Below are 21,659 nucleotides of genomic sequence, written 5' to 3' on the forward strand. Positions count from 1 at the left end.
AAAATTATACTTTTTTATTTTTCAACTTATCGCGTTGTACTTGCTCAATTGGTAAAATATCTTGACTTTTAAAGCTAAGTGCTTTACTAACCGCTTTTAAATCACGACATAATTTACGTAAACCTTCTGGTTCTAAAGATGCTGCATGATCAGTACCTTTCCAAGTTCTATCAATTGTATAATGGCGTTCAATAACATTTGCTCCTAAAGTATAAGCAGCAACGTCAACTGCAATTCCTAAATGATGTCCAGAAAAACCAATATGTTTTACTTTGTCTCCATATTTTTCAATCAATAAATTGATATCTAATAAGCAAACATCTTCAAATGGAACTGGATATCCAGAAGTACAATTGTATAATACTAAATCTTTATTTCTACCTTTTTCGATGAAAAAGTTAACCAATTCATCAGCTTCTCCTTTAGTAGTCATTCCAGTTGAAATGTGAATTTCTCCTTTATAGTTATCACATAACCAACCTAACATATCGTAATTGTTGTTACATGCAGAAGGAATTTTTATATACTCTGGATTCAAAGATGCAATTTCTTTAGCTGAAGTAGTATCCCAAACTGAAGTTGAATACACAATACCGATTTCCTCACAATACGCTTTTAATTCAGCGTGTTGATTAACATCAAATTCTAAATATTCTCTATGTGCACCATAAGTATCTCCATAAGAGTTTGCAGGATTAGGGTGTGGCGCATTGTATTGATCCTCAGTCAATAATTCTTTATTGTTACGTTTCTGAAATTTTACTGAATCCGCATTACAAAATATTTTAGCTATTTTGATTAATTCTTTTGCGATTTCCATTTCACCTTTATGGTTACAACCAATTTCGGCAATTACGTAAGGTTTTTTATATTCTGTCATTTTCATTCTATTAGAAAGGCAAAGAAAAATAATTTTATCGAATAATCACAACTAATCACTGTTAATCTTCAGTTATTTATGAACGATAACGTTTTCTTACGTTTTAATAATTGAGTAGGGCTAAAAGATGATTAAAATCTTTTATTATAATTCATTATCCATTCACAAACTTCTCTAATAGCACCAGCAGCAGAATTATTTGACAAAGTAAAATCTACTTGTTGTTTTACAATTGATGTAGCATTAGCTGGAGCAAATGACCAACCTACCGTGCAAAGATTAGCCAAATCGTTAACATCATCTCCTACATAAGCCAAATTAGCCCATGAAGTTTGTTGTTGATTTATAAAATTTTGCAGAAAGGAATACTTATCTTTTACTCCTAAAAATGTATGTTTTATTTGAAGTTTCTGCATGCGTTTAGCAACTAAATCAGAGTTTTCTGATGTAACAACTACAACCTCAACTCTATTTTGTCTTAAGATTTCTAATCCCATACCGTCACGCATATCAAACTTTTTCATCAACTCGCCTTCTGCACCGTAATAGACGCATCCATCTGTAAAAACGCCATCAACATCTAATACTAAATAATTAATTCGCTCTTGCTTTTTGAAAGATTTTTGACGTTCCGCTAGTAAATTTTCGATAATAGTCCAATCGGAAAGGCTATCGATTTCCATTAAAGTTTCCTCAGGCATTTCAACCAAACCTATAGTTTCACTTACTCTATTTTTACTTTTAATAAAAGCGTCTTTTGTTGTAGCATAAACAGCTCCATTTTCCATCAACAAACCAGCAAAATCTTGCCTTCTTGGTCGGTTAAAAATATCGTAATTTTGAGGTGTTCCATCTGCATTCCAAGTAAAACGATGTGTTTTTACGACACTTAATGCTGATGTTTTTCCCTCAACGCTTATTTGAAATAAAGCATTATTAATATCTTGTGACGTAGTTAAAGGCGACGTAGCTTGTAACAAACATAAAACATCAAAATCGTGATTGATTTTTTCAGCAAACTCTAGCATAGCATTTTCTGTAGATGCTGTATCATTTGCATTTTCATCATTACGGCGCAAACCCTTAACTTTGCTTGCCCAATGATATTCTTTACTTAAAAAGTTTAAAATTTCATCATCATCTGTAAACACATAAACTTCGTCCAAATCAGAAAAAATAGCGGCACCTAAAACCCATGAAAATAAAGGACGACCTAACATTTTCTTTTTATTTTTTCCTGGAATTCCTTTAGAACCTTTACGTAATGGAATTATGGCTACTTTTTTCATTTTAATTTAATTTTTTATAGATAGAAATCACTTCATTTTTAACTTTTATGTAGTGTAACTTTGGAACAATTTCTATTTGATTTAAACTTTCAGCTTTTTCAAAATTACAATTATTGATAGCGTGATTTACAATTTCTTTTATTTTTTGTACGTCTTCACAATCTTCAATCAACAAACCATTCGCTCCGTTTTGAATTAACTCAGCAGTAGCACCACCAGGATTGGATTGAATTGGAAATGCTCCCATAAAAATAGCTTCAAGCATCGTATTAGGCATGCCATCTGAATTACTATTTCCTATGTAGATTAAGGATTTACCCATTAATTTTAGTACTTCTTCGTGAGGAATTTTTCCTAAAATTTGAAAATTCTTCCACTTTTTTAACTCCGAATTAGTTACATATTCAAAAGTTTGAGGATCAGATCCAAAAACTACAATTTCAAAATTAAGTAATTGTTCTTTTAAAGTTGCAATCGCTTTTAAAACCGGAATCGCTCTTCCTGAACGACCTTGAAAACCTTTTATTAAAATGTTTTTTCGTTGTGAAATGGGTAATTTATATTTTTCCATTTCGTTCAACTCGAAACCGCCGCCACCGGGAAATACACCTAAAAATTCACCTGTAAATCCGTACTGTTTGGCTATTTCATAATCGCGCTGGCAATCGGTAAACAAATAATTAATTCGTGGTAGAACACGTTTAATATCTTTTAAATAAGTGGGTTCATTTTGAAAGTAAAACAAATCGCTTCCCCAAGATGAATAAATCCATTTTTGAGTTGGATTTTTCTCCATAACTTCAATTATTGGAGAACAAGACAAATACAAAGCAAAGCTGTGCACAACATCGGGTTGAATTTCATTCAAATAGTTTTCAAAAGTTTTCGCCGTGTCTTTTTCGTTAAATTGCTGAATGAATTTATATAATTTCGGAAACTTATTTTTAACCAATAGGCGTCCTGGATAATCCCATTTTAATTTCCAATCTAATTTTTGTTTTATCCATGAAATTTTAGAAACGGGCTGGCTCATTCCTGTAATATCAAACCAATACACTTCATGTCCGGCATCTTGTAATTGATTGGCCCAACGAAAGAAATGCAAAGTAGGTATGGAAACCATTAAAATTTTCATGCTACAAAATTTAGAACTAAAACAATTTTATTAGTTTGTCTATCAAACGAATAACGATAAGGACAATTGCGATAATTTTTTATAATTTCTTCTAAAACTAGATTGTTTACATATTCCATTTTATAAAAAGGCAGTGCTTTTTTCCCTAGAATTCTTTTGATGCGATTTTTATTTTTCTCTGCACTAGAAAGGTCATGAATTTCTATTAGAATTACTTCATTTTTAAAATTTTTCAATTGGGCTAATAAAGCATTTACTTGAAGTGAGGAAGAGGAAACAATTATTTTCTTTTCTGGAAATTGCAACTTTTGATAATCGGCATCATGGGTTAATTGTCCCCAATTTTGATACTGATTAACTACCGTACGCTTATTTTTTTGTGTTTGAATCATGTAAGCATGATTGATTCGCTCTAATTGTGAATGATAAGGATGTGTACTCTTTTTACTGCGATACGCTTTTGGATGCCATTGATGTTTAACCAGAATTTGTTCTTCATAAAATGCAACTTGTAATCCTAAATTTTGCATTCGAATATGCGCATCGGTATCTTCTGCGCCCCAACCTTGATAAAACTCATCAAAACCATTGACGCTTTTTAAAACTTCGGTTGGAAACATGGTATTTCCTGTTACATCTTTACCTCCTTTAAAATCGACTTTAAAATCTTCAAAACTTTGTTTTTTAACCGATTCTGTTTCATTTAAAAATCCGTATTGAAAATAATGTACGACATTAGGATTTGCTACACTTTTTAAAGTTTCAATATATTTTGGATGAAAAATCAAATCGATATCACCTACCACAAAATAAGGTTGGGTAGCCTTTTGAAGCGCAATATTGATAGCACGACATTTGCTCCATAACTGACCTGAAGTAGGACAAGAAATAAATTGAATTTGAGGATACAGAAGCACTAATGCGTTTAGTTCGTTCAAATACGTTTCGTTTGAACCATAGTCAACAAGAAACCATTCAAAATCAATATCAGATTGGTTTTGAAGAGAATCTAAACAATTTTTAATGATTCGGATATCGCGATTTCTATTGGTTAAAACTAAGGTAATCAAGATGTGAAATTATTTATTTGTGTTGACGTTAGACCTTTGCTTTTTAAAAGCATTCTTTTTATAGGTTTAAAGTACAATATTTTTTTAAATAGATATTCTGAAAACAAATATTCTAATCGATTTTTTTCTAAAATACTAAGTTTAGAATATTCGTTTTCTTTTTTTGAAACCTCTAGAACCGAATTATATATTTCATTCATCCAAGGTTCTATTTGATTTCCTAAATGATACGCATAATTATCGTATGTTGACAAACGATAGCCTCCCATTTTTAAAACAGGTTCATCTGTATATAAATATTCGCTGTCGCCACCTAATTTAAATTTGCTGTTCTCTTTAGGCAATTCTTGAAAAACTTCTCTTTTATAAGTTGCTACAAAGTGAGGACAACCCAAAACAGCAACGGTTCCGTTTTTAGAGGTTAATGTTCCTATTGTATCTTTCCATTTTTCATCAAGCCAAGGCCAACCAATGCTGTTAGCAAATCTGGTTAATGCGGTAATATTTTTAACTGGTTTAAAAAAGAGACGCTTTGAAAAAAGGTTTCGAATCCAAATATTAGCGGTTAAGTGGAAATGTTTTCTAAAAACGGGCACAGGCGAAACAGCTCCTGCTTTTGGAAATGCTTCAAAAACTTTCGAAACGGCTTCTTCCCAACCATTACAAAACAAAACATCGGCATCAGTAATAGTTATTAATCGTTCTTCAGCTGTTCTTAGTGCTTTTAGAATACTATTGATTTTTCCGATAGCTTCTTTTTCAATAATTAACTCATCAATAAATCCTTGTTTTTGTAATTCGTAAAGTTTGTCGTTTACCGAATCACATGAGTTATTACTTATTACGGATATTTTTAATTGAGTTGCGCTAGTTTTAATAACCGAAAACAAACAATATTCAAATATTTGATAGGCTTCTTTGTAATAATCTTCTTCATTTGGAATATACAAAGGAATAATTACCCGATGAGAAGAAACACTCGGGTTTAATAATACATCCTTTGAAATATTTGCTCCTTTTCTCATTTTTTAAACGGACACGAAGCAAATAAAGCTTCTTGTGTTTGTATTAACTTATCTTTTGATGGCAATAAAACAGAAGTATTTTCATTTAACAGTTTTTCAAAATCAGCAATCGAACTTTCAGAAGGATTAACGTAAAATTCTTGAGAATACGTGATATTTAATGACTCAAAATAATCATAAAACTTTACGTTATCTCCAGCTAATTTATTAGAAAATTTAACCCATAAAGCTGGAATTTCATACGCATGTGAAACAATTACTCCGTGTAAAGAAGAAGAAATAATTTGTTTACATTCTAATATTTCTTGAGTTGTCTTTACAACATCATTAGTCATTAAATTAATTATTTTAACTGTTGTGTCATCTTTAAATTGAGCAACAACAGTATCGTAATCAACATAATGCGGAATAATTCCTAATGCATATTTTTTCTCTGCTACATTTGAGATGAATTTTGGTAACAAAAGAGCAGGATCTCCATATACTTCTGGAACTTGATATCCTAATTCTATTAAACGCTTTCTAGTTCTTGGCCCTCTAACAGCTACAAATTTTGCAGCTCTAACATTTTCATTTTTTTTTATAATGCCACTTCCCCAAACAATTGAATTTTTACTGGCAGCGCAAATAACACTTCCAACGGTAACATAATGCTTAATAAACCATTTATACCAGCGTTGCATAGGATGCGAAACTTTAACCACTTTTTTACCAGATAATTTTTCTGCTAAAAATGGAGCTAAAATATCTCCATAGTTATCAATCTCTCCTTGTGCTTTGAGTGCCCACCAATAAACATGAATTTTATTCATTAGCATTATAATTTTTAAAGAAGAAATCTTTATTTGCCTTTATTTTTTCGTCATCCCAGTTCCACCATTCTGAAGCTAGAAGTATTTTTTTTGAAGTTTCAGGAAATCTGTCTTTTATAAACTTTGCTGGAACTCCCCCAATAATAGTGTAAGGCTCAACATCTTTAGTAACTACGCTTCCCGTTCCAATTATAGCGCCATGACCAATTTTAACATTTGGTAAAACACTTACATTGTCACCAATCCAAACGTCACTTCCTATTTCTATTGAAAATTGGTTTGTTTGAAGATTAACGTTTTTTGGTTTTTCTTGAAAATATTTTTTGTAAAAACCATATTGCATGACTGCAAAATTATAATCGTGATTAGATGTAATAAATTTTATATCCCTACCTAATGCGCAAAATGAACCAATCTTAATTTTATCAGAACCTCTTATTTCAAAATTTCCATTGTGAAAAGTGTCTTTACCAACTTCAATATTTTTAGTTGGCTGAATTGGTACTGGAAGTTTTTCGTATTCCAATACATTTTTCAACTTTTTTGATAACCAATATTTTATTTTTGATTTAATTCCCATTTCGCATCAGAATAAACATATAAATTCCCTTTTGGAATTCTTCCTGTTCCATAAACATCATTAGGTACTACTGTAAAACCTAAACACTCTTCTTTTATATCAATAGTAGTATTATTTTCTGCCAAAGCAATTGTAACTACGTAATCACCTGGCATTAATTTTAAATCTGAAGCAGTTGCTTTAAAAACAAAATCTCCATTTGAATCAAAAATAAAATCTGTTATTTCGTGTGAGCGTATTGCCGCAATTCTTGTACCACTGGCTGTTGAAATAATAATACTGGCTTTTAAATTATTATACGCTTGATTTGTCAACACAAAAATGGAAAACTCTAAAATATTCCCCATTAAAACACCACTTGAATTTGAACGTTCTCCTTTTGAATTCAATGAACTAACTTCAAATTTGGAAATTTGAATAGGAGTTTCTTTTTCATCAAACTCAATATAATTATTACTATTAAACGAAAAAATACTACTTTTTAAGTATAAATCGATAGTTTCATCAATATCCCCAAAGAAAATAGTTTTTCCATTTTCAATCAACATTCCTCTTGTACATAAACTTCTAACTGCCGCCATGTTGTGACTCACAAATAACACAGTTCTGCCCTCGCTTTTAGAAATGTCTTGCATTTTACCAATGGCTTTCTTTTGAAATTCGGCATCACCAACAGCTAATACTTCGTCAACAACTAAAATTTCAGGCTCTAAAAATGCAGCTACTGCAAAAGCCAAACGAACGGTCATTCCGCTACTGTAGCGCTTTGTTGGCGTATCAATATAACGTTCGCAACCACTAAAAGCGATAATTTCATCTAACTTAGAGGTGATTTCTTTTTTAGTCATTCCTAAAATAGCCCCATTTAAATAGATGTTTTCTCTACCTGTTAATTCAGGATTAAAACCAGTACCTACTTCTAACAAAGAAGCAATTCTTCCTCTTGATTTAATTACTCCTGTTGTAGGAGCGGTAACTTTTGACAATATCTTTAACAAGGTTGATTTTCCAGCACCATTTTTTCCAATAATACCTAAAACCTCTCCTCTATTTACTTCAAAATTAATATCTTGTAATGCCCAAACATAGTCGCTGTTTCCCTTTGAGCTTCTATCGTTAGTTTCTCCCACTTTCAAATAAGGATCATCTTTTCCACGAATAGTATGCCACCATCGATTCAAATCATGACTCAATGTCCCAGTACCCACAGTTCCTAAACGGTATTGTTTAGAAATATTTTCGGCTTTTAATATGATGTCTTTTTTACTCATTCTCTTACTAAACTGTATCAATAAAACTCTTTTCCGTTTTATTAAAAATCAATAACCCTACAAAAAACACAACGATTGTTACAACTGCTGTATAAAGCAAACCTGAAACAGAAATACTTCCTTCATGTAACAACATATAACGTGCGGTTTCAATAACATAAGCTAAAGGATTATATTCAATTAACCAACCGAAATCGGGCAATTTTTCTTTTAACAAAGCCATTGGGTACATTACTGCAGAAACATACATTAACAACTGTACTCCAAACCCTACCAAGAAACTTAAATCGCGATATTTAGTAACCAATGAAGATATAATCATTCCTAATCCTAAACCTAGTATTCCCATAATGGCAACTAATATTGGAAAAAAAAGTGTTGATGTGGTAAGTTGCATTTTCATTCCTTGTGTTAGATAAAACACATAGAAAGCAACAAAAATTAGAAACTGAATACCAAATTTTACCAAATTAGAAATTACAATAGATAAAGGAACTATTAGTCTTGGAAAATAAACTTTACCAAATATGGAGGCATTTTTTTTAAAAGTATCTGATGTATCATTCAAGCAAGAAGTAAAATAACTCCAAACCATTACACCTCCTAAATTAAATAAGAAAGCAGGTGTATCTCCTGTTTTAATACCAGCCACATTATTAAAAATAATTGTAAAAATAACAGAGGTAAATAAAGGCTGAATTAAATACCACAATGGTCCTAAAATAGTTTGCTTGTAAACTGTTACCACATCGCGTTTTACAAACAACATAAGCAAATCTCGATAACGCCAAACTTCTTTAAGATTTAACGAGAAAAACTTGTCTTTTGGAGCTATCTCAAACAACCATTCTTCTTCTGAAAATTCAGTTTTATTCATGAATTAGGGTACTTTCTTTATTAACGTTTCAAAATTAAACTATTTTGGTTACGATACAAACTTATTGAATGGATAATAGCCAATTGATAATCAAATATTAATACAAATAGTTTAATTTTGTAGCAAATTCCAAATCATGTTATCGCTTTTTAAATCTAAACCTAAATTAGCCGAATTAATTCCATCAGGATATGTAGATATTCATTCTCATGTTTTACCAGGAATAGACGATGGGGCTCAAAAAATTAAAGATTCTGAATTTTTATTGGAGTCGATGATTGATTTTGGCTTTTCAAAAGTGATTACTACGCCACATACGATGAAAAATGTGTGGGATAATACTTCAGCATCAATTGGTGATGCATACAATTTAGTTCATAGTGAACTACCTGAACTTTCGAAACAAGTATCGCTTCAATATGCCTCTGAATATTTTTTGGATGAAAATTTAGTGCGTTTAGCACAACAAGAAAAACTACTTTCTCTGAAAGATAATTTCATTCTAATTGAAATGTCGTATTTGAATGCGCCAATTCAGTTATATGATTTTCTTTTTGAGTTGCAACTAAAAGGATATCAATTGGTTTTAGCACATCCGGAGCGTTACAATTACTTTCATTCCAATAAAAAAGAATTTGTAAAACTAAAAAAAGCAGGCTGCTTATTTCAGTTAAATTTATTAGCTACCGTAGGCTACTATGGTAAAAATGTAGCTGAAATTGCTGATTATCTTTTAAAAGAAAATCTATATGATTTTGTAGGTTCTGATATTCATCACAAAAATCACGTAGCGGCTTTTCAAAACAAAGTGACAGTCAAAAACCATCAAACTTTAGAAGAGGCTATGTCTAAAAATGTATTTTTTAAATAATTATTTTAGGAACCATTTTTTCCAAAAAGGGATAGATTTTTCTTCTACTCCATAACCGTAACCATAACCGTAACCATAAGTTGTACTAACCTGTGTATCGTTGACAAGTACCGACATACTAGGTAAATTTTGATCTGAATATAATTTTTCAATGTAAGGAATCATTCTTCTATCTAAATAGTTAGCTCTTGTAACATACAAGAAGACATCGGCATATTTGGCAATTAGTGTTGTATCGGTTACTAGTGAAATAGGCGCTGTATCTACCACAATATAATCATAAATATCTTCAATCTCAGCCAATAAATTTTCTAGTGCTTTTGACATCAGTAATTCAGAAGGATTTGGCGGGATAATTCCAGCTGGCAAAACATCAAAATTAGCTGCAATTCCAGACGGATAGATGTAATCTTTCAACACTACCTTTTCTTTTGATGAAATATAACTTGTTATTCCTTTAGTAGGCGTTGTTATATATTCTGATATTTTAGGATTACGAATGTCTAATCCCATTAACAACACTTTTTTATCAGTTTGTGCCAAAATGGTTGCTAAATTTACCGATATAAATGTTTTTCCTTCTTTTGGATAAGTAGAAGTTACAAATATTTTCTTTCCTTTTCCTTCAGGCTTATTGGTAAAGAAAAACTCTAAGTTTGTTCGAATTATACGCAATGCCTCAGCTGTTCCACTTCTCAGATTATCATTTGTAATTAGATTTCCGGCATCCAATTTGGGAACTTCACCAATAACAGGTATTGAGGTAATTTTTTCAAAATCCAATCTAGATTTAATTTTAGTATCTACTAAATCTCTCAAATAAATCACCGAAAATGGCAATAAAAAACCTAAAAACAAACTACCCAAATAAATAATTTGTCTGTTTGGAGAAACAGGAGCATTTGAAACTAAAGCACGATCAATAATTTTTGCATTTGGAGCTGTTACAGCCAAAGTAATAGCCGTTTCCTCTCTTTTTTGAAGAAGATATAAATACAAAGACTCTTTAATAGTTTGTCTCCTGTTGATATCTCTGAACTCTAATTCTTGTGTAGGCACTTTAGAAATTCTACTTGCCATCGTATTATTTTGTCTTCGAAGTCCATTTAACTCAATAGTTAATTGTTGTTTCATTTGTTGAAGACTTGTAGAAATTGTAACTTGTAATGCCTTTATTTTTTGTTCTAACTGTAGAATGGTTTTATTTTGAGGTCCGGCAGAAGTAGCCATTTTTTGCTTTTGAATCACCAATGCATTGTAAGATGCTATTTGATCACTAGCTTCTCCGCTAATCAAATTTGTTGGAAGTACATCATTTAAAGAAGTACTTTTAAGATAATCTTGAAGCGTAGAAATAACTTGCACTTGTGTACTCTTTGCTGCAAATGCTTTTTCAAGTTCGCTTGCAGAACCTAGGTACAACTCCGCTTCAGAAACAATATCAGTTACTTTATTTTCTTTTTTAAAAGTTTCCAGATTTTTTTCAACCCCTGAAAGTTCTTGTGTTATTAGATTTAATCTATTCTCTATAAATTCAAGAGTATTTTCAGAAACAAACTTTTTGTCGTTTATTCCATCTAAATTGTAATTTTCTACCAATTTATCTAAAAAATCGGCTGCTTTGCCTTTAACCGCATCTGTAAAAGACAAAAACAAAACAGATGAATATTTGTCTGCTGCCGTTACTTGTAAACGATTGTAGTAACTCTCCACTAAACCATCAAAAGGAAATACTTTAACTAACACTTTCTTTCCTAACTCCGTTTCATGAATTTGATTTTCTTTAACTATCATTTTTTGCCCCATAAAGACAAACGGAAAATTATATTTTTGATTAGACAAAACTTCGCCTGAAATTTCATCTTCTATAGCAAAACCTTTTTTGTTTGGCGTAATAAAAAAAGAAAAGTATTGATTTATAGGCGCCTGTATTGAATCATTTAGAATAGTTAATTCAAATGGTAAATCACCATACATTTCTCCTGACAAAATGCGACCTACACCATAGTAGGCATATTGCAATTTCAAATCTAATATGGTTTTCCCTACTAACGATTTAGAACGTAATACATATAACTCGTTGTCAACAGTACTTTTTGCACTAGAGATTGCAGAAATATCTGAAAAAGCCGCCAATTCAGATGCAATACCCGACTTTCGCTCATCTTTAATCATGATATTCGAAACAGCTTTATATGTAGGCACCGTGTAACGTAAATAAGCAAACGCTATTGACAAACATATAAAAAAACTAATCGCAAACCATTTCCATTGAGAAACGTACTTTACTAGTTCCTCTTTAAAATTAAAATTAGTTTTATTTTGAATTTGATGTTGCATGATTTAGTTAATAGTTAAAGCAAGTATTGTTACAACTAATGACAGGGCAGATATTCCAATGGCAATATTAGGTCCTACAGTTGATGAATTAATTTTAGTTTTGTTAGGTTCGATGTAAATAACATCATTTTGTACTAAATAATAATAAGACGAGTTGATGAAATCTGATTTTGTAATATCAACACGTTGTGATATTTTTTTACCGTTTTCCTCTCTTATAATTAAAATATTATTGCGCTTTCCGTAGATGGTTAAATCTCCTGCTTGACCTAATGCTTCTAAGAGTGTAATTCGCTCGCTTTGTATTGGATAAGTGCCTGGTTTATTAACTTCACCTAAAACCGTAATTTTATAATTTAAAATTCTCAGATTAATGCTCGCATCTGCAACATGGTCTTTTAGCTTTTCTTTTAGCAAATCTATTGCTTGTTCTTTAGTATAACCTGATAGCTTAATCTTTTTTAAAACAGGAAATTCTATGAATCCATTTTTATCCACTAAATACGTTTGAATTTGATTTGATTGGTCGGAATCTGAGTTTGAATTTTGAAGCGTAACAGCTACAGAATTATAAGGTGCCGATACTTCTGGGTTTTCTGAACTAACAACAATGGCTAAAATATCGTCTGGTTTAATTTTGGTTTCAAATTCTGACGTTTCTGAAACTGAAATAGGACTTTGTAAGTACACTATCTTCTCTCTTGAAGCACAAGAAAAAAATAAAAAAGGTAACAAAAATATCCAAGTTGATAAAAAAAATATTCTTTTCATATGTTGTATCATAAAACTGTGCAAATATAACGCACTTTATTAAACTTTCAAGAAATCAAATTAATCGAGGTTTTCATATACCGAATTCCTGCTTTTAAATTCTGGAACAATCTTTTTCATTTCGGCAACCACCTCATCAGACTGCATTTTTTTTGCGTATTGCATCAAATTTTCTAATTGCGATATAAAAGAATCAAAATCTGTTACATTGTATTCTTGAGCAATCATGATTTTATCATGGTGAGTTGGTAATGTTTTAGCAGCGTCGTTTAGTAATTCCTCAAATAACTTTTCTCCTGGACGTAATCCTACCACTTCTATTTTAATATCTTCTTCTGGAATAAATCCAGCAAGACGAATCATTTTATAGGCTAAATCAATTATTCTAACCGGTTGTCCCATATCAAAAATATAGATTTCACCACCATTACCCATAGAACCAGCCTCTAAAACCAACTGGCATGCCTCGGGAATCGTCATAAAATAGCGAATGATATCAGGATGCGTTATGGTTATAGGTCCACCTTCTTGAATTTGCTTTGTAAATAAAGGCACGACAGAACCATTTGAACCTAAAACATTACCAAAACGAGTGGTAATGAATTTGGTCGCTCTTAAAGATTTTGATTGTGATTGCATAAATAAGGATTGCACGTATAATTCTGCAATTCTCTTGCTTGCTCCCATAACATTACTAGGATTTACCGCTTTATCAGTAGAAACCATAACAAACGAAGCCACTTGATATTTAATAGCTAAATCTGCGAGTATTTTTGTTCCTAAAACATTGGTCAAAACCGCTTGATAAGCATTGGTTTCCATAATAGGTACATGCTTGTAAGCAGCTGCATGATAAATAACATCTGGTTGATGCTTACTTAAAATTTGCTCCATTATAAAAGCATCTTTAATATCGGCGACAAATGGAATATAAGTAGTGTTTTGTAGATTGGGTTTTACTAACAAACCTAATTCATACAATGGTGTTTCTGCTTGATCTACCAAAACAATTTTTGCAGGTTCAAAAGCTAAAACTTGTTGAACAATTTCGCTTCCAATAGATCCAGCTGCACCTGTAACTAATACCGTTTTATTATGAATTTGTTTTGATATCAATTTATTTTGAATAACAATAGGTTGTCTTTCCAGTAAATCTTTAATATCAAATTGTTTAATATTTTTTGTGATACTCTTTTGGTCTTCCCAATTCTTTACTGTTTGTGTTGAAAGCACTTGAAAGTTATGCTCCAAACAATCGTCTACTATTTTTAATTGCTCTTCTTTAGTTAGTGTATAATCGCTTAAAATAATACCGGTAGCATCGAATTTTCTAATAATTTCAGACGCATTTTGTTTGAAGCTTACGATTGGTAATCCTAAAACCTGTTTGGTTCTGTTAGCATTTGTTTTCTCAATAAATGCCACAACTTTATATCGTTTTGGCTGTTCAGAGTTTAAGGCTTTCGCTAACGCAAAAGCATTTGCATCAATACCAAAAACAACAATTTTTTTTATTTGGTCTTTGTTCTCCAATTCAACGTAGGTCTCAAATAAAAACTTTACCAAAATTCTAAATAAAAACAGAAGAACAAATGATATAACACCGTGAATAAAAAGTTCAGGCATTAAAAAAATCTTCGTTTCATGAACAAAAAAATGAGTATAATTTAAAACCACTAATGAAAAAAACGCAAAAGAGGTAGCCAACAACAAGCGCATTCCATCAATAAAACTCGAATGTCTTATTATCCCAGCATAGGTTCTGAAAGCAAAAAAGAAAAAAGCGTAAGTTAAAAGTGTTATAAAATATCGGATGGAAACAGAATAAGTATCATAACTCTTAAAAGTTAAATTAGCAACGATAAAATAGGTTATTATACCAGCAAACATTACTATAACCATATCAATACAGAAAATAACCCATCGTGGCAAATAGGCTAAATTACTGAATCGATTTTCAAAAAAATCTTTAGTTAATTCCTTAAAAATTGATTTTTTAGCAGTATTTGAGTTAAATTTTGACAATTAAATAGTATTTAAATTGGGGTTACAAAAATACAACAACTTATCAAAGTGATTGTGATTTAAAGCTTTACTTTTTATTTTTAAAAAAAACCTCTAAAACAAGAACAATTCTTTCCCACTGATTTTCAGTCAAATTAGAACCGGAAGGCAAACACAAACCATTTTCAAATAAAGATGCTGCCACCGAAGTACCATAAAATGGATACATTTCAAAAACTGGCTGTAAATGCATAGGTTTCCATAAAGGTCGAGTTTCTATATTTTGAGATTCAAATTCAAATCGCAATGCTTCTCGTTGTTCAAAAGATGCTAAAACAATTGCTGTTAACCAATGATTCGAATAAAAATCGTTTGAAGGTTCTTTCAAAACAGTAACATTTGGAATCGTCGCAAAAAAATCTAGATAACGTTGATTCCATTTTCTTCTTAAATCCACGTGTTGTTCTAAGACTTCCATTTGACCACGACCAATGCCGGCAGCAATATTACTTAATCTATAATTGTAACCAATTTCACTGTGCTGATAATGCGGTGCGGCATCTCTTGCTTGAGTGGCGAAAAAAATTGCTTTCTCTTTTATAACTTCTGATTTTGTTACCAAAGCGCCACCTCCAGAAGTGGTAATAATCTTATTTCCGTTAAAGGATAAGGCAGCTAAACTTCCGAACGTGCCACATTTTTGACCTTTGTATACACTTCCTAAAGCTTCTGCACTGTCTTCTAAAACTGGGATTTCATAACGATTAGCTATCGCAATAATTTCATCCATTTTTGCTGGCATTCCATACAAGTGAACAGGAATGATTGCTTTTGGTTTCTTCCCTTTTGCAATTCTATCTTGAATAGCTTCTTCTAATGCAATGGGACACATGTTCCAAGTATCCAATTCGCTATCAATAAAAATTGGAGTTGCACCTAAATACACTATTGGATTCACAGTTGCTGAAAAAGTCATCGATTGACAAATAACCTCATCACCTTGTTGTACTCCCAGCAAAATAAGTCCCAAATGCAAAGCAGCTGTTCCAGAACTTAAGGCCGCAACATGAACTTGATTACTCAAATAGTTTTCCAAGTCGAACTCAAAGCCATTAACATTAGGTCCCAAAGGAGCTACCCAATTTGTTTCAAAAGCCTCTTGTATGTATTTTTGTTCCGTTCCACCCATATGAGGAGAGGATAGCCATATTTTTTCCTTCATTTTAGTTCAAATCTTGATATTTAATAATTTTTGCTGGAGCCCCAACTACAACTGCATTATCTGGAATATCTTGCAACACTAAAGAACCTGCTCCAACAGTGACATTCTTTCCAATGGTAACATTAGGTATGACTGTAGCACCTATACCAATTAACGTTTTTTCGCCAACCGTAACATTTCCACCCAAACAAGCATTTGGAGCCACATGCACATAATTTTCTACCCTACAATCATGCTCTACAATAGCACCTGTATTAATGATGCAATGATTTCCAATTACAGCATCTGGATTTACGACTGCTGCTGCCATAATTTGAGTTCCGGGTCCAATCTTGGCAAACTTGGACACAATAGCATTGGGATGAATGGTCATAATAAAATTAGTATCTAAAGTTGTAACTATTTTTTTTCGTATTGCATTATCTCCAATGGCAACAATACAATTTCGAGCTTGTAATTTTTGTCGATTAAAATTTTTCTTAACGGGAATTCCAAATAAAGTGTCTGATTTTGGCCCATCATCTAAAATTCCTTTGACAACATATTTATTTTCCGATAAAAGCACATCCAAAACTACTTTTCCATGACCACCCGCACCAAAAACATAAACAGAAGTTGTTCCGCTAAAGGGTTCTATCGTAGCTGAATTTTGAGCATTTATCCCTTCTTTGATTACAATTTTTTTTACTGTTTTTAGCAAGATTTTCACATCTAAGGTAAAAGAAATATTTTCAACGTAAAACACATCTAATTCAAACTTGGTTTCCCAATCAATTGCATTTCTTCCGTTTACTTGTGCCCAGCCTGTTATTCCAGGCTTTACCTCATGACGTCGATTTTGATAGGGCGAATACAAATGCATGTATTGTGTTAATAAAGGTCTTGGTCCTACTAAACTCATATCACCTTTCAAAACATTGAATAACTGAGGAATTTCATCTAAAGAAGTTTTTCTGACAAATTTCCCAATGGCTGTTAATCGTTCAGCATCAGACAACAAATTGCCTTTTTTATCTTTCTTATCATTCATTGTTTTGAACTTAATGATAGTAAAAATTTCTCCATTTTTTCCAGGTCGTCTTTGAAGAAAAAAGGGTTTCCCATTATTAGCAAAAAAAAGCGCAATAGTAATAAATACAAAAATAGGACTAAACAAAAGCAAACCCAATAAGGCCGAAATAAAATCTAATAAAGGCTTAAAAAAAGTGCTGTACATTACAGATTGGTTTGCTAATTTGAGACGGTAAAAATATTGAAAAAAAATGGTAAAACGACGATTGTCTTATACAATATACAGATGTGAATTTTTAATAAGGCAATAATACTATTGTACTTTTAAAAATTCCTTGTATTTTATCAAAAGTGCTTCCCATACCATCTTTTGTTCATATCGAGTGATAATTGAAGATCTGGCGTTTGATTGCAATTGACTTCTCCAAGTTTCATCTTCTTTCATACGAATCATGGCTCGCAATAAAGCAGTTACATCCTTGCTAGGCACAATAGTTCCGTTAAATCCATCTATAATAATTTCATTACTTCCATTAATATTGGTTACAATACTAGGCAAACCCATGGCTCCAGCTTGCATTACAACATTTGGAAAACCTTCACGGTAACTAGGAAAAACCAGACAATCGCTTATCACTAAGTAAGGGCGAATGTCTTGTTGAAACCCAACAGACAGAATAGAATCATTTTGCTGAATTGCTTTTAAGGTTTCAGGTTGTAATGGATCTTCCGTTTCAAACGATCCAACTAAAAGCAGTTTACAATTTGGTATTGCTAGCGAAAGAAAAGCTCGAACTAATTCATTAATTCCTTTATCTGTAACTAATCGACCAATAAAAACAAAAACAAAATCAGAAGAATCAATTCCCAATTCATTTCTTAGGCTTTGTTGCTGTTGCTCTGAAATTGTATTAGAATTAAAAAAAGTCGTATCAATACCATTTACATTGCCATTCGCAATAACTTCTAGCGGTTTGTTTGTAATCTTATTATCTAACAAATCCTGTTTCACTCCAGCTCCTTCTGGAATAATATGAGTAGCGTGCCAGCACAAAACTTTGTCCATTAGAATTAATAATTTTTGGAAAAGTCCTTTTTTAGCAGGAAAAACCAAACCTGTGAACGTATGAATCCTTACAGGTACATTGGCATATTTAGCAGCAACCATAGATAACAATCCTGCTTTTGGCGTAATGGAATGTACAATGGTTGGTTGTTCTTTTTTGAATAATTTATACAATCTATACAAAGAAATCAAATCTTGAAAAGGAGCAATAGAACGTTTCATAGCAACTGAAACAACCGGAACTCCTTCCCTGTCTTTAACCGTTTCTAAATCAGCATCATACCCAGAAACAGCAAGTACATCAAAGTGTTTTGAAAGGAATTTTAGTTGCCCTTTCAAAAGCAGATTAAGTGACATAGCCACAGTTGATGTACGGATAATTTTAGTTTTCATATATTGCTTTATACAATTCTATATGTTTTAAAATCATCTTGTTGTTGTCAAATTCATTAGCTCTAGCCATACCTGAAGCTGCTACTTCTTCATACAATATTCTATTTAAGTCTAAAGAATTAATAATTTGAGCTAATTGTTCTGAATTTCCTTGTTCAAATAGAAGTCCATACCCTTTTACAATATCGTGCAAACCTAAAACATCGGAAGCAACAAATGGTTTTCCAGATGCTAAACCTTCAATGGATGCTAATGAAAGTCCTTCATAATAACTAGACAGAACTACATAATCTGCTGTCTTAAGTAATTGTGGTATATCATTTCTTTGTCCGAGAAAAAAAACGCGATTCTCTAATCCTAAATCCTTACAAAGTAATTGGCAGTTTTCAAGATTATCACCATCTCCGACCAAAAATAATTTGAAATAGTTATCTAAATTTAACATAGCCTTTATTAATGTAGGCTGATCTTTTTGAGCACGAAACGCAGCAACTTGCAGAATAATCTTATCTGTAGTATTCAAACAAAAAGGAGTCTGTTCTTTTAAATAAGGAATTGCATTTTGAATTTTATCAATTGCCACTCCATTTTGAATTACCTGAAATTTTGACTGAAATTTTGGCAAATAATTTGAATAAATCTGCTTGATTTCCTCAGTAATACAAACAATCTTATCATATCGTTTGTATATAAATTCTTCTATGCCTTTGAAAATTTTCCGTTGTAATCTTGTATTAGTAGTATTATGTTCCGTAAATACCAATTTAGTTTTACTGCCATTCAATATATTAGCAAAAACAACATAATATTGTGCCGGAAATAAATGAACATGAGCCAAGTCATATTGTTTTAAAAGTTTGGCTATCTTAAAAACAACAAACGGATTATAAATATCTTGAATACGATTGGATTTCTTAATGATATGAATTTTACAACAATTCATTTTTTTAAGTTCACGAGTAAACATAGCATCATTGTCCCAAAGTAACAAAACATCCATCTCAATACCACGAGCACGATACAAAGGAATCGTATCAAGCAATAGTTTTTCTGCTCCGCCTGTTCCTAGTGAATTTATGATTTGCAAAACTCTCATAATTTACGCTTATCATTTAAATACATGAAAAATCCTGTAGGCAAACCGATAATAGAATTAAAAACGGACACACAATTCCAATTTGAAAACCAATCTTTTGACACGTTAAATGAAAAGCGCCAAAAATTTATATTTGCCTTTAACTTTTGGAAGAAAGGAATATCAAAATGTTCCAATTCAGCATAGTAAAGCGTAGACAATTTTGGAGACTGCATTCTAATTTTGACTATTGAAGAAGTTAAACCTCCTTCTAAATATTCGGTTATATAAATTCCTTTATTAAAAAAAAGCAAATCATAATTTAGAGCAATGCGATTCCAAACTAGCGCTTCTGGACAAAACTTTTCACCTTTACTTTCTGGAAACGGATATTTTTTTAGTAGTTCTGTTTTAAAGACCTCAACCAAATCACCAGTTACTTTGTGGGAGTAACGAATATCCAGAGAATTACTAATTAATTCTTCATAATTTGAAGTTCCAACAATTGAAAAATCAGCATACATACGTCTACCCGCAACGCCGACAATTGATGGTATTTTTTTTATCTTATTAAAGTAAAAACAAACTTCTTCAATAGCGTGTTCTGACAGATAATCATCGCTATCTACAATAAAAAACAATTCACCTTTTGCTAAAGAGACGCCTTTATTTATGGCAATATGTTTTCCGCTATTTTCTTGTTTGTAGAATTGAATTGAAATTTGATTTTCCAATTGAAAACTTTCTATTACTGTTTCCGTATGATCAACGCTACCATCATCTACAATTACCCATTCAAAATCTTTATTAGATTGATGGCATAAACTTTTATAAAGTCGCTCTAATAAATGAGCTCGATTATATGTAGGTGTAAAAATCGTTATCATTTTGTAGATATTAACAAGTTTACAAATGCAATAACTACCATTAACCCTGCAATCCAAAAATTTTGATGCTGAAAGTTTTTACTTTTCGAGAAAGGATAAATTACGATAAAAGGAATCAAAAACCAACTCAAATAAGCAAATCGATCAGTAAAAGGCAATCGAATAACTAAAAGCCAAAAAGCATTTATTAATATATACAAAGAAAATATTTTGTCGAAAAAAGAATCTTCAAAACCTTTTCTTTTAACATACAAACCAAATAAAATTGGCAACATGGAATAAACCAAGAAATTAATTTTAAAGCCTGCTTCATAACTTTCAAATTCATCATTCAAATAGCTGTTCATTCTAGCGTCTGAATCTATTAGAAAATCACCAAAAAAATCAACAAATGTATCGCCTAATATAATTGACAAGACTAAAAAGAGAACCCAAACAAAAATAAAATTATCTTTTCGATTGTATTTAATTACAAAAAAGTTAACCACTACAACAAATAATAAACTTTTATGAAGAAGTATTGCAATCAAGGAACCTAAGATTAACTTTAAACTAATTTTTTTTTCCATGAAGAAAAACATGAAAATAGATAATGCCAATCCTTGTCTAATAGTATTAGTTCCATAACCATAAAATCCTAAAGAAGCAATCATAAGAACAAAAACCAAACCTCTATAAGCTGGTGCAAAAGTTTTGTTTATGAAATATAAATATCCTAGAATATACAAAAAAGCAGTGATAAAAAAATACACAAAAGAAGTATTCGTAAAAGCCGCAATGATTTTATTATAAAAATAAAAACCACTTTCTGTGTTCATTAACTTTGTTGTATTATTATCGATGATGGAATTGAAAATGTTTTGATAATTCCATTTGTCTGAATAAATTTCTATAGGCTCATTGGCAAAAAATAAAGCCCCAAAAAACAAAATGAAGTAATTAAATTGATACGGAATAAAAGGAACCGTATTAAATGCTATTTGCTTATTTAACACTATACGAAGACTATATAAAAACACTAAGGCAAAACTTCCGTAAGCCCAAAATAATAACCAATCATGTGATGTATAGCTTTCCAAA

General features: G+C 31.5%; 19 protein-coding genes and 1 pseudogene. 1 reads left to right on the forward strand and 19 read right to left on the reverse strand.

The window, feature by feature from the left end; all coding sequences use genetic code 11:
* Positions 1–4 precede the first annotated feature (4 nt).
* The 9 genes from B2741_RS05670 to B2741_RS05710 form a co-directional block, all read right to left on the reverse strand.
* The gene (locus B2741_RS05670) at positions 5–880 is read right to left on the reverse strand and encodes an N-acetylneuraminate synthase family protein (RefSeq protein WP_291136232.1); all 876 of its coding nucleotides are present in this window, start codon (positions 878–880) and stop codon (positions 5–7) included.
* Between the two features lie 131 nt (positions 881–1,011).
* A complete protein-coding gene (locus B2741_RS05675) occupies positions 1,012–2,169 on the reverse strand; it encodes an acylneuraminate cytidylyltransferase (protein ID WP_291136234.1) in 1,158 nt (385 codons plus the stop codon).
* A 1-nt stretch (position 2,170) separates the two neighbouring features.
* Positions 2,171–3,304, reverse strand: a complete 1,134-nt coding sequence (locus B2741_RS05680) for a glycosyltransferase family 4 protein (RefSeq protein ID WP_291136236.1) — start codon at positions 3,302–3,304, stop codon at positions 2,171–2,173.
* On the reverse strand, positions 3,301–4,374 hold the full coding sequence (locus B2741_RS05685; RefSeq protein ID WP_291136238.1) for a glycosyltransferase family 2 protein: 1,074 nt from the start codon (positions 4,372–4,374) through the stop codon (positions 3,301–3,303). Before B2741_RS05685 ends, B2741_RS05680 begins: the two co-directional genes overlap by 4 nt.
* Complete coding sequence (locus tag B2741_RS05690; protein WP_291136240.1) at positions 4,371–5,399, reverse strand: glycosyltransferase family A protein; 1,029 nt, start codon at positions 5,397–5,399, stop codon at positions 4,371–4,373. Before B2741_RS05690 ends, B2741_RS05685 begins: the two co-directional genes overlap by 4 nt.
* A complete protein-coding gene (locus B2741_RS05695) occupies positions 5,396–6,211 on the reverse strand; it encodes a polysaccharide pyruvyl transferase family protein (protein ID WP_291136242.1) in 816 nt (271 codons plus the stop codon). Before B2741_RS05695 ends, B2741_RS05690 begins: the two co-directional genes overlap by 4 nt.
* On the reverse strand, positions 6,204–6,791 hold the full coding sequence (locus B2741_RS05700) for a CatB-related O-acetyltransferase (RefSeq protein WP_291136244.1): 588 nt from the start codon (positions 6,789–6,791) through the stop codon (positions 6,204–6,206). Before B2741_RS05700 ends, B2741_RS05695 begins: the two co-directional genes overlap by 8 nt.
* Positions 6,770–8,062 carry an ABC transporter ATP-binding protein gene (locus tag B2741_RS05705; RefSeq protein ID WP_291136246.1) on the reverse strand — a complete coding sequence of 431 codons (1,293 nt, stop codon included), beginning with the start codon at positions 8,060–8,062 and terminating at the stop codon, positions 6,770–6,772. Before B2741_RS05705 ends, B2741_RS05700 begins: the two co-directional genes overlap by 22 nt.
* A 7-nt stretch (positions 8,063–8,069) precedes the next feature.
* Positions 8,070–8,939, reverse strand: coding sequence for an ABC transporter permease (locus B2741_RS05710; protein ID WP_291136248.1), 870 nt, complete (start codon positions 8,937–8,939; stop codon positions 8,070–8,072).
* Between the two features lie 136 nt (positions 8,940–9,075).
* On the opposite strand from B2741_RS05710, the gene B2741_RS05715 reads away from it, so the two are divergent.
* Positions 9,076–9,810, forward strand: a complete 735-nt coding sequence (locus tag B2741_RS05715) for a tyrosine-protein phosphatase (protein ID WP_291136250.1) — start codon at positions 9,076–9,078, stop codon at positions 9,808–9,810.
* On the opposite strand, the gene B2741_RS05720 is transcribed toward B2741_RS05715, so the two are convergent.
* The 10 genes and pseudogenes from B2741_RS05720 to B2741_RS05765 all read right to left on the reverse strand — a co-directional run bounded on the left by B2741_RS05720 (position 9,811) and on the right by B2741_RS05765 (position 21,658).
* Entirely contained in the window at positions 9,811–12,150 is a 2,340-nt protein-coding gene (locus tag B2741_RS05720) for a GumC family protein (RefSeq protein WP_291136252.1), read from the reverse strand. It lies immediately after the preceding gene.
* A 3-nt stretch (positions 12,151–12,153) separates the two neighbouring features.
* Complete coding sequence (locus B2741_RS05725) at positions 12,154–12,921, reverse strand: polysaccharide biosynthesis/export family protein (protein WP_291136254.1); 768 nt, start codon at positions 12,919–12,921, stop codon at positions 12,154–12,156.
* A gap of 60 nt (positions 12,922–12,981) precedes the next feature.
* Complete coding sequence (locus B2741_RS05730; RefSeq protein WP_291136256.1) at positions 12,982–14,946, reverse strand: polysaccharide biosynthesis protein; 1,965 nt, start codon at positions 14,944–14,946, stop codon at positions 12,982–12,984.
* 67 nt (positions 14,947–15,013) lie between these two features.
* Positions 15,014–16,147: a DegT/DnrJ/EryC1/StrS family aminotransferase gene (locus B2741_RS05735; RefSeq protein ID WP_291136258.1), complete on the reverse strand. Its 1,134-nt coding sequence runs from the start codon at positions 16,145–16,147 to the stop codon at positions 15,014–15,016.
* A gap of 1 nt (position 16,148) precedes the next feature.
* Entirely contained in the window at positions 16,149–16,784 is a 636-nt protein-coding gene (locus B2741_RS05740) for an acetyltransferase (RefSeq protein ID WP_291136460.1), read from the reverse strand.
* Positions 16,767–17,363: pseudogene (locus tag B2741_RS05745) on the reverse strand (sugar transferase); the annotation flags it as partial. The gene B2741_RS05740 and the pseudogene B2741_RS05745, both read right to left, overlap by 18 nt.
* Positions 17,364–17,471: 108 nt before the next feature.
* Positions 17,472–18,617 (reverse strand): glycosyltransferase family 4 protein, encoded by a 1,146-nt coding sequence (locus tag B2741_RS05750; protein WP_291136260.1) that lies wholly within the window; start codon positions 18,615–18,617, stop codon positions 17,472–17,474.
* The gene (locus B2741_RS05755) at positions 18,607–19,713 is read right to left on the reverse strand and encodes a glycosyltransferase (RefSeq protein ID WP_291136262.1); all 1,107 of its coding nucleotides are present in this window, start codon (positions 19,711–19,713) and stop codon (positions 18,607–18,609) included. Before B2741_RS05755 ends, B2741_RS05750 begins: the two co-directional genes overlap by 11 nt.
* The gene (locus B2741_RS05760) at positions 19,710–20,579 is read right to left on the reverse strand and encodes a glycosyltransferase family A protein (protein ID WP_291136264.1); all 870 of its coding nucleotides are present in this window, start codon (positions 20,577–20,579) and stop codon (positions 19,710–19,712) included. The genes B2741_RS05755 and B2741_RS05760 overlap by 4 nt, the downstream gene beginning before the upstream one ends.
* Positions 20,576–21,658 (reverse strand): EpsG family protein, encoded by a 1,083-nt coding sequence (locus B2741_RS05765; RefSeq protein ID WP_291136266.1) that lies wholly within the window; start codon positions 21,656–21,658, stop codon positions 20,576–20,578. Before B2741_RS05765 ends, B2741_RS05760 begins: the two co-directional genes overlap by 4 nt.
* Between the last annotated feature and the right edge of the window lies 1 nt (position 21,659).

This window comes from Flavobacterium sp. UBA7663 (genome assembly GCF_002483315.1).
GTDB lineage: Bacteria > Bacteroidota > Bacteroidia > Flavobacteriales > Flavobacteriaceae > Flavobacterium.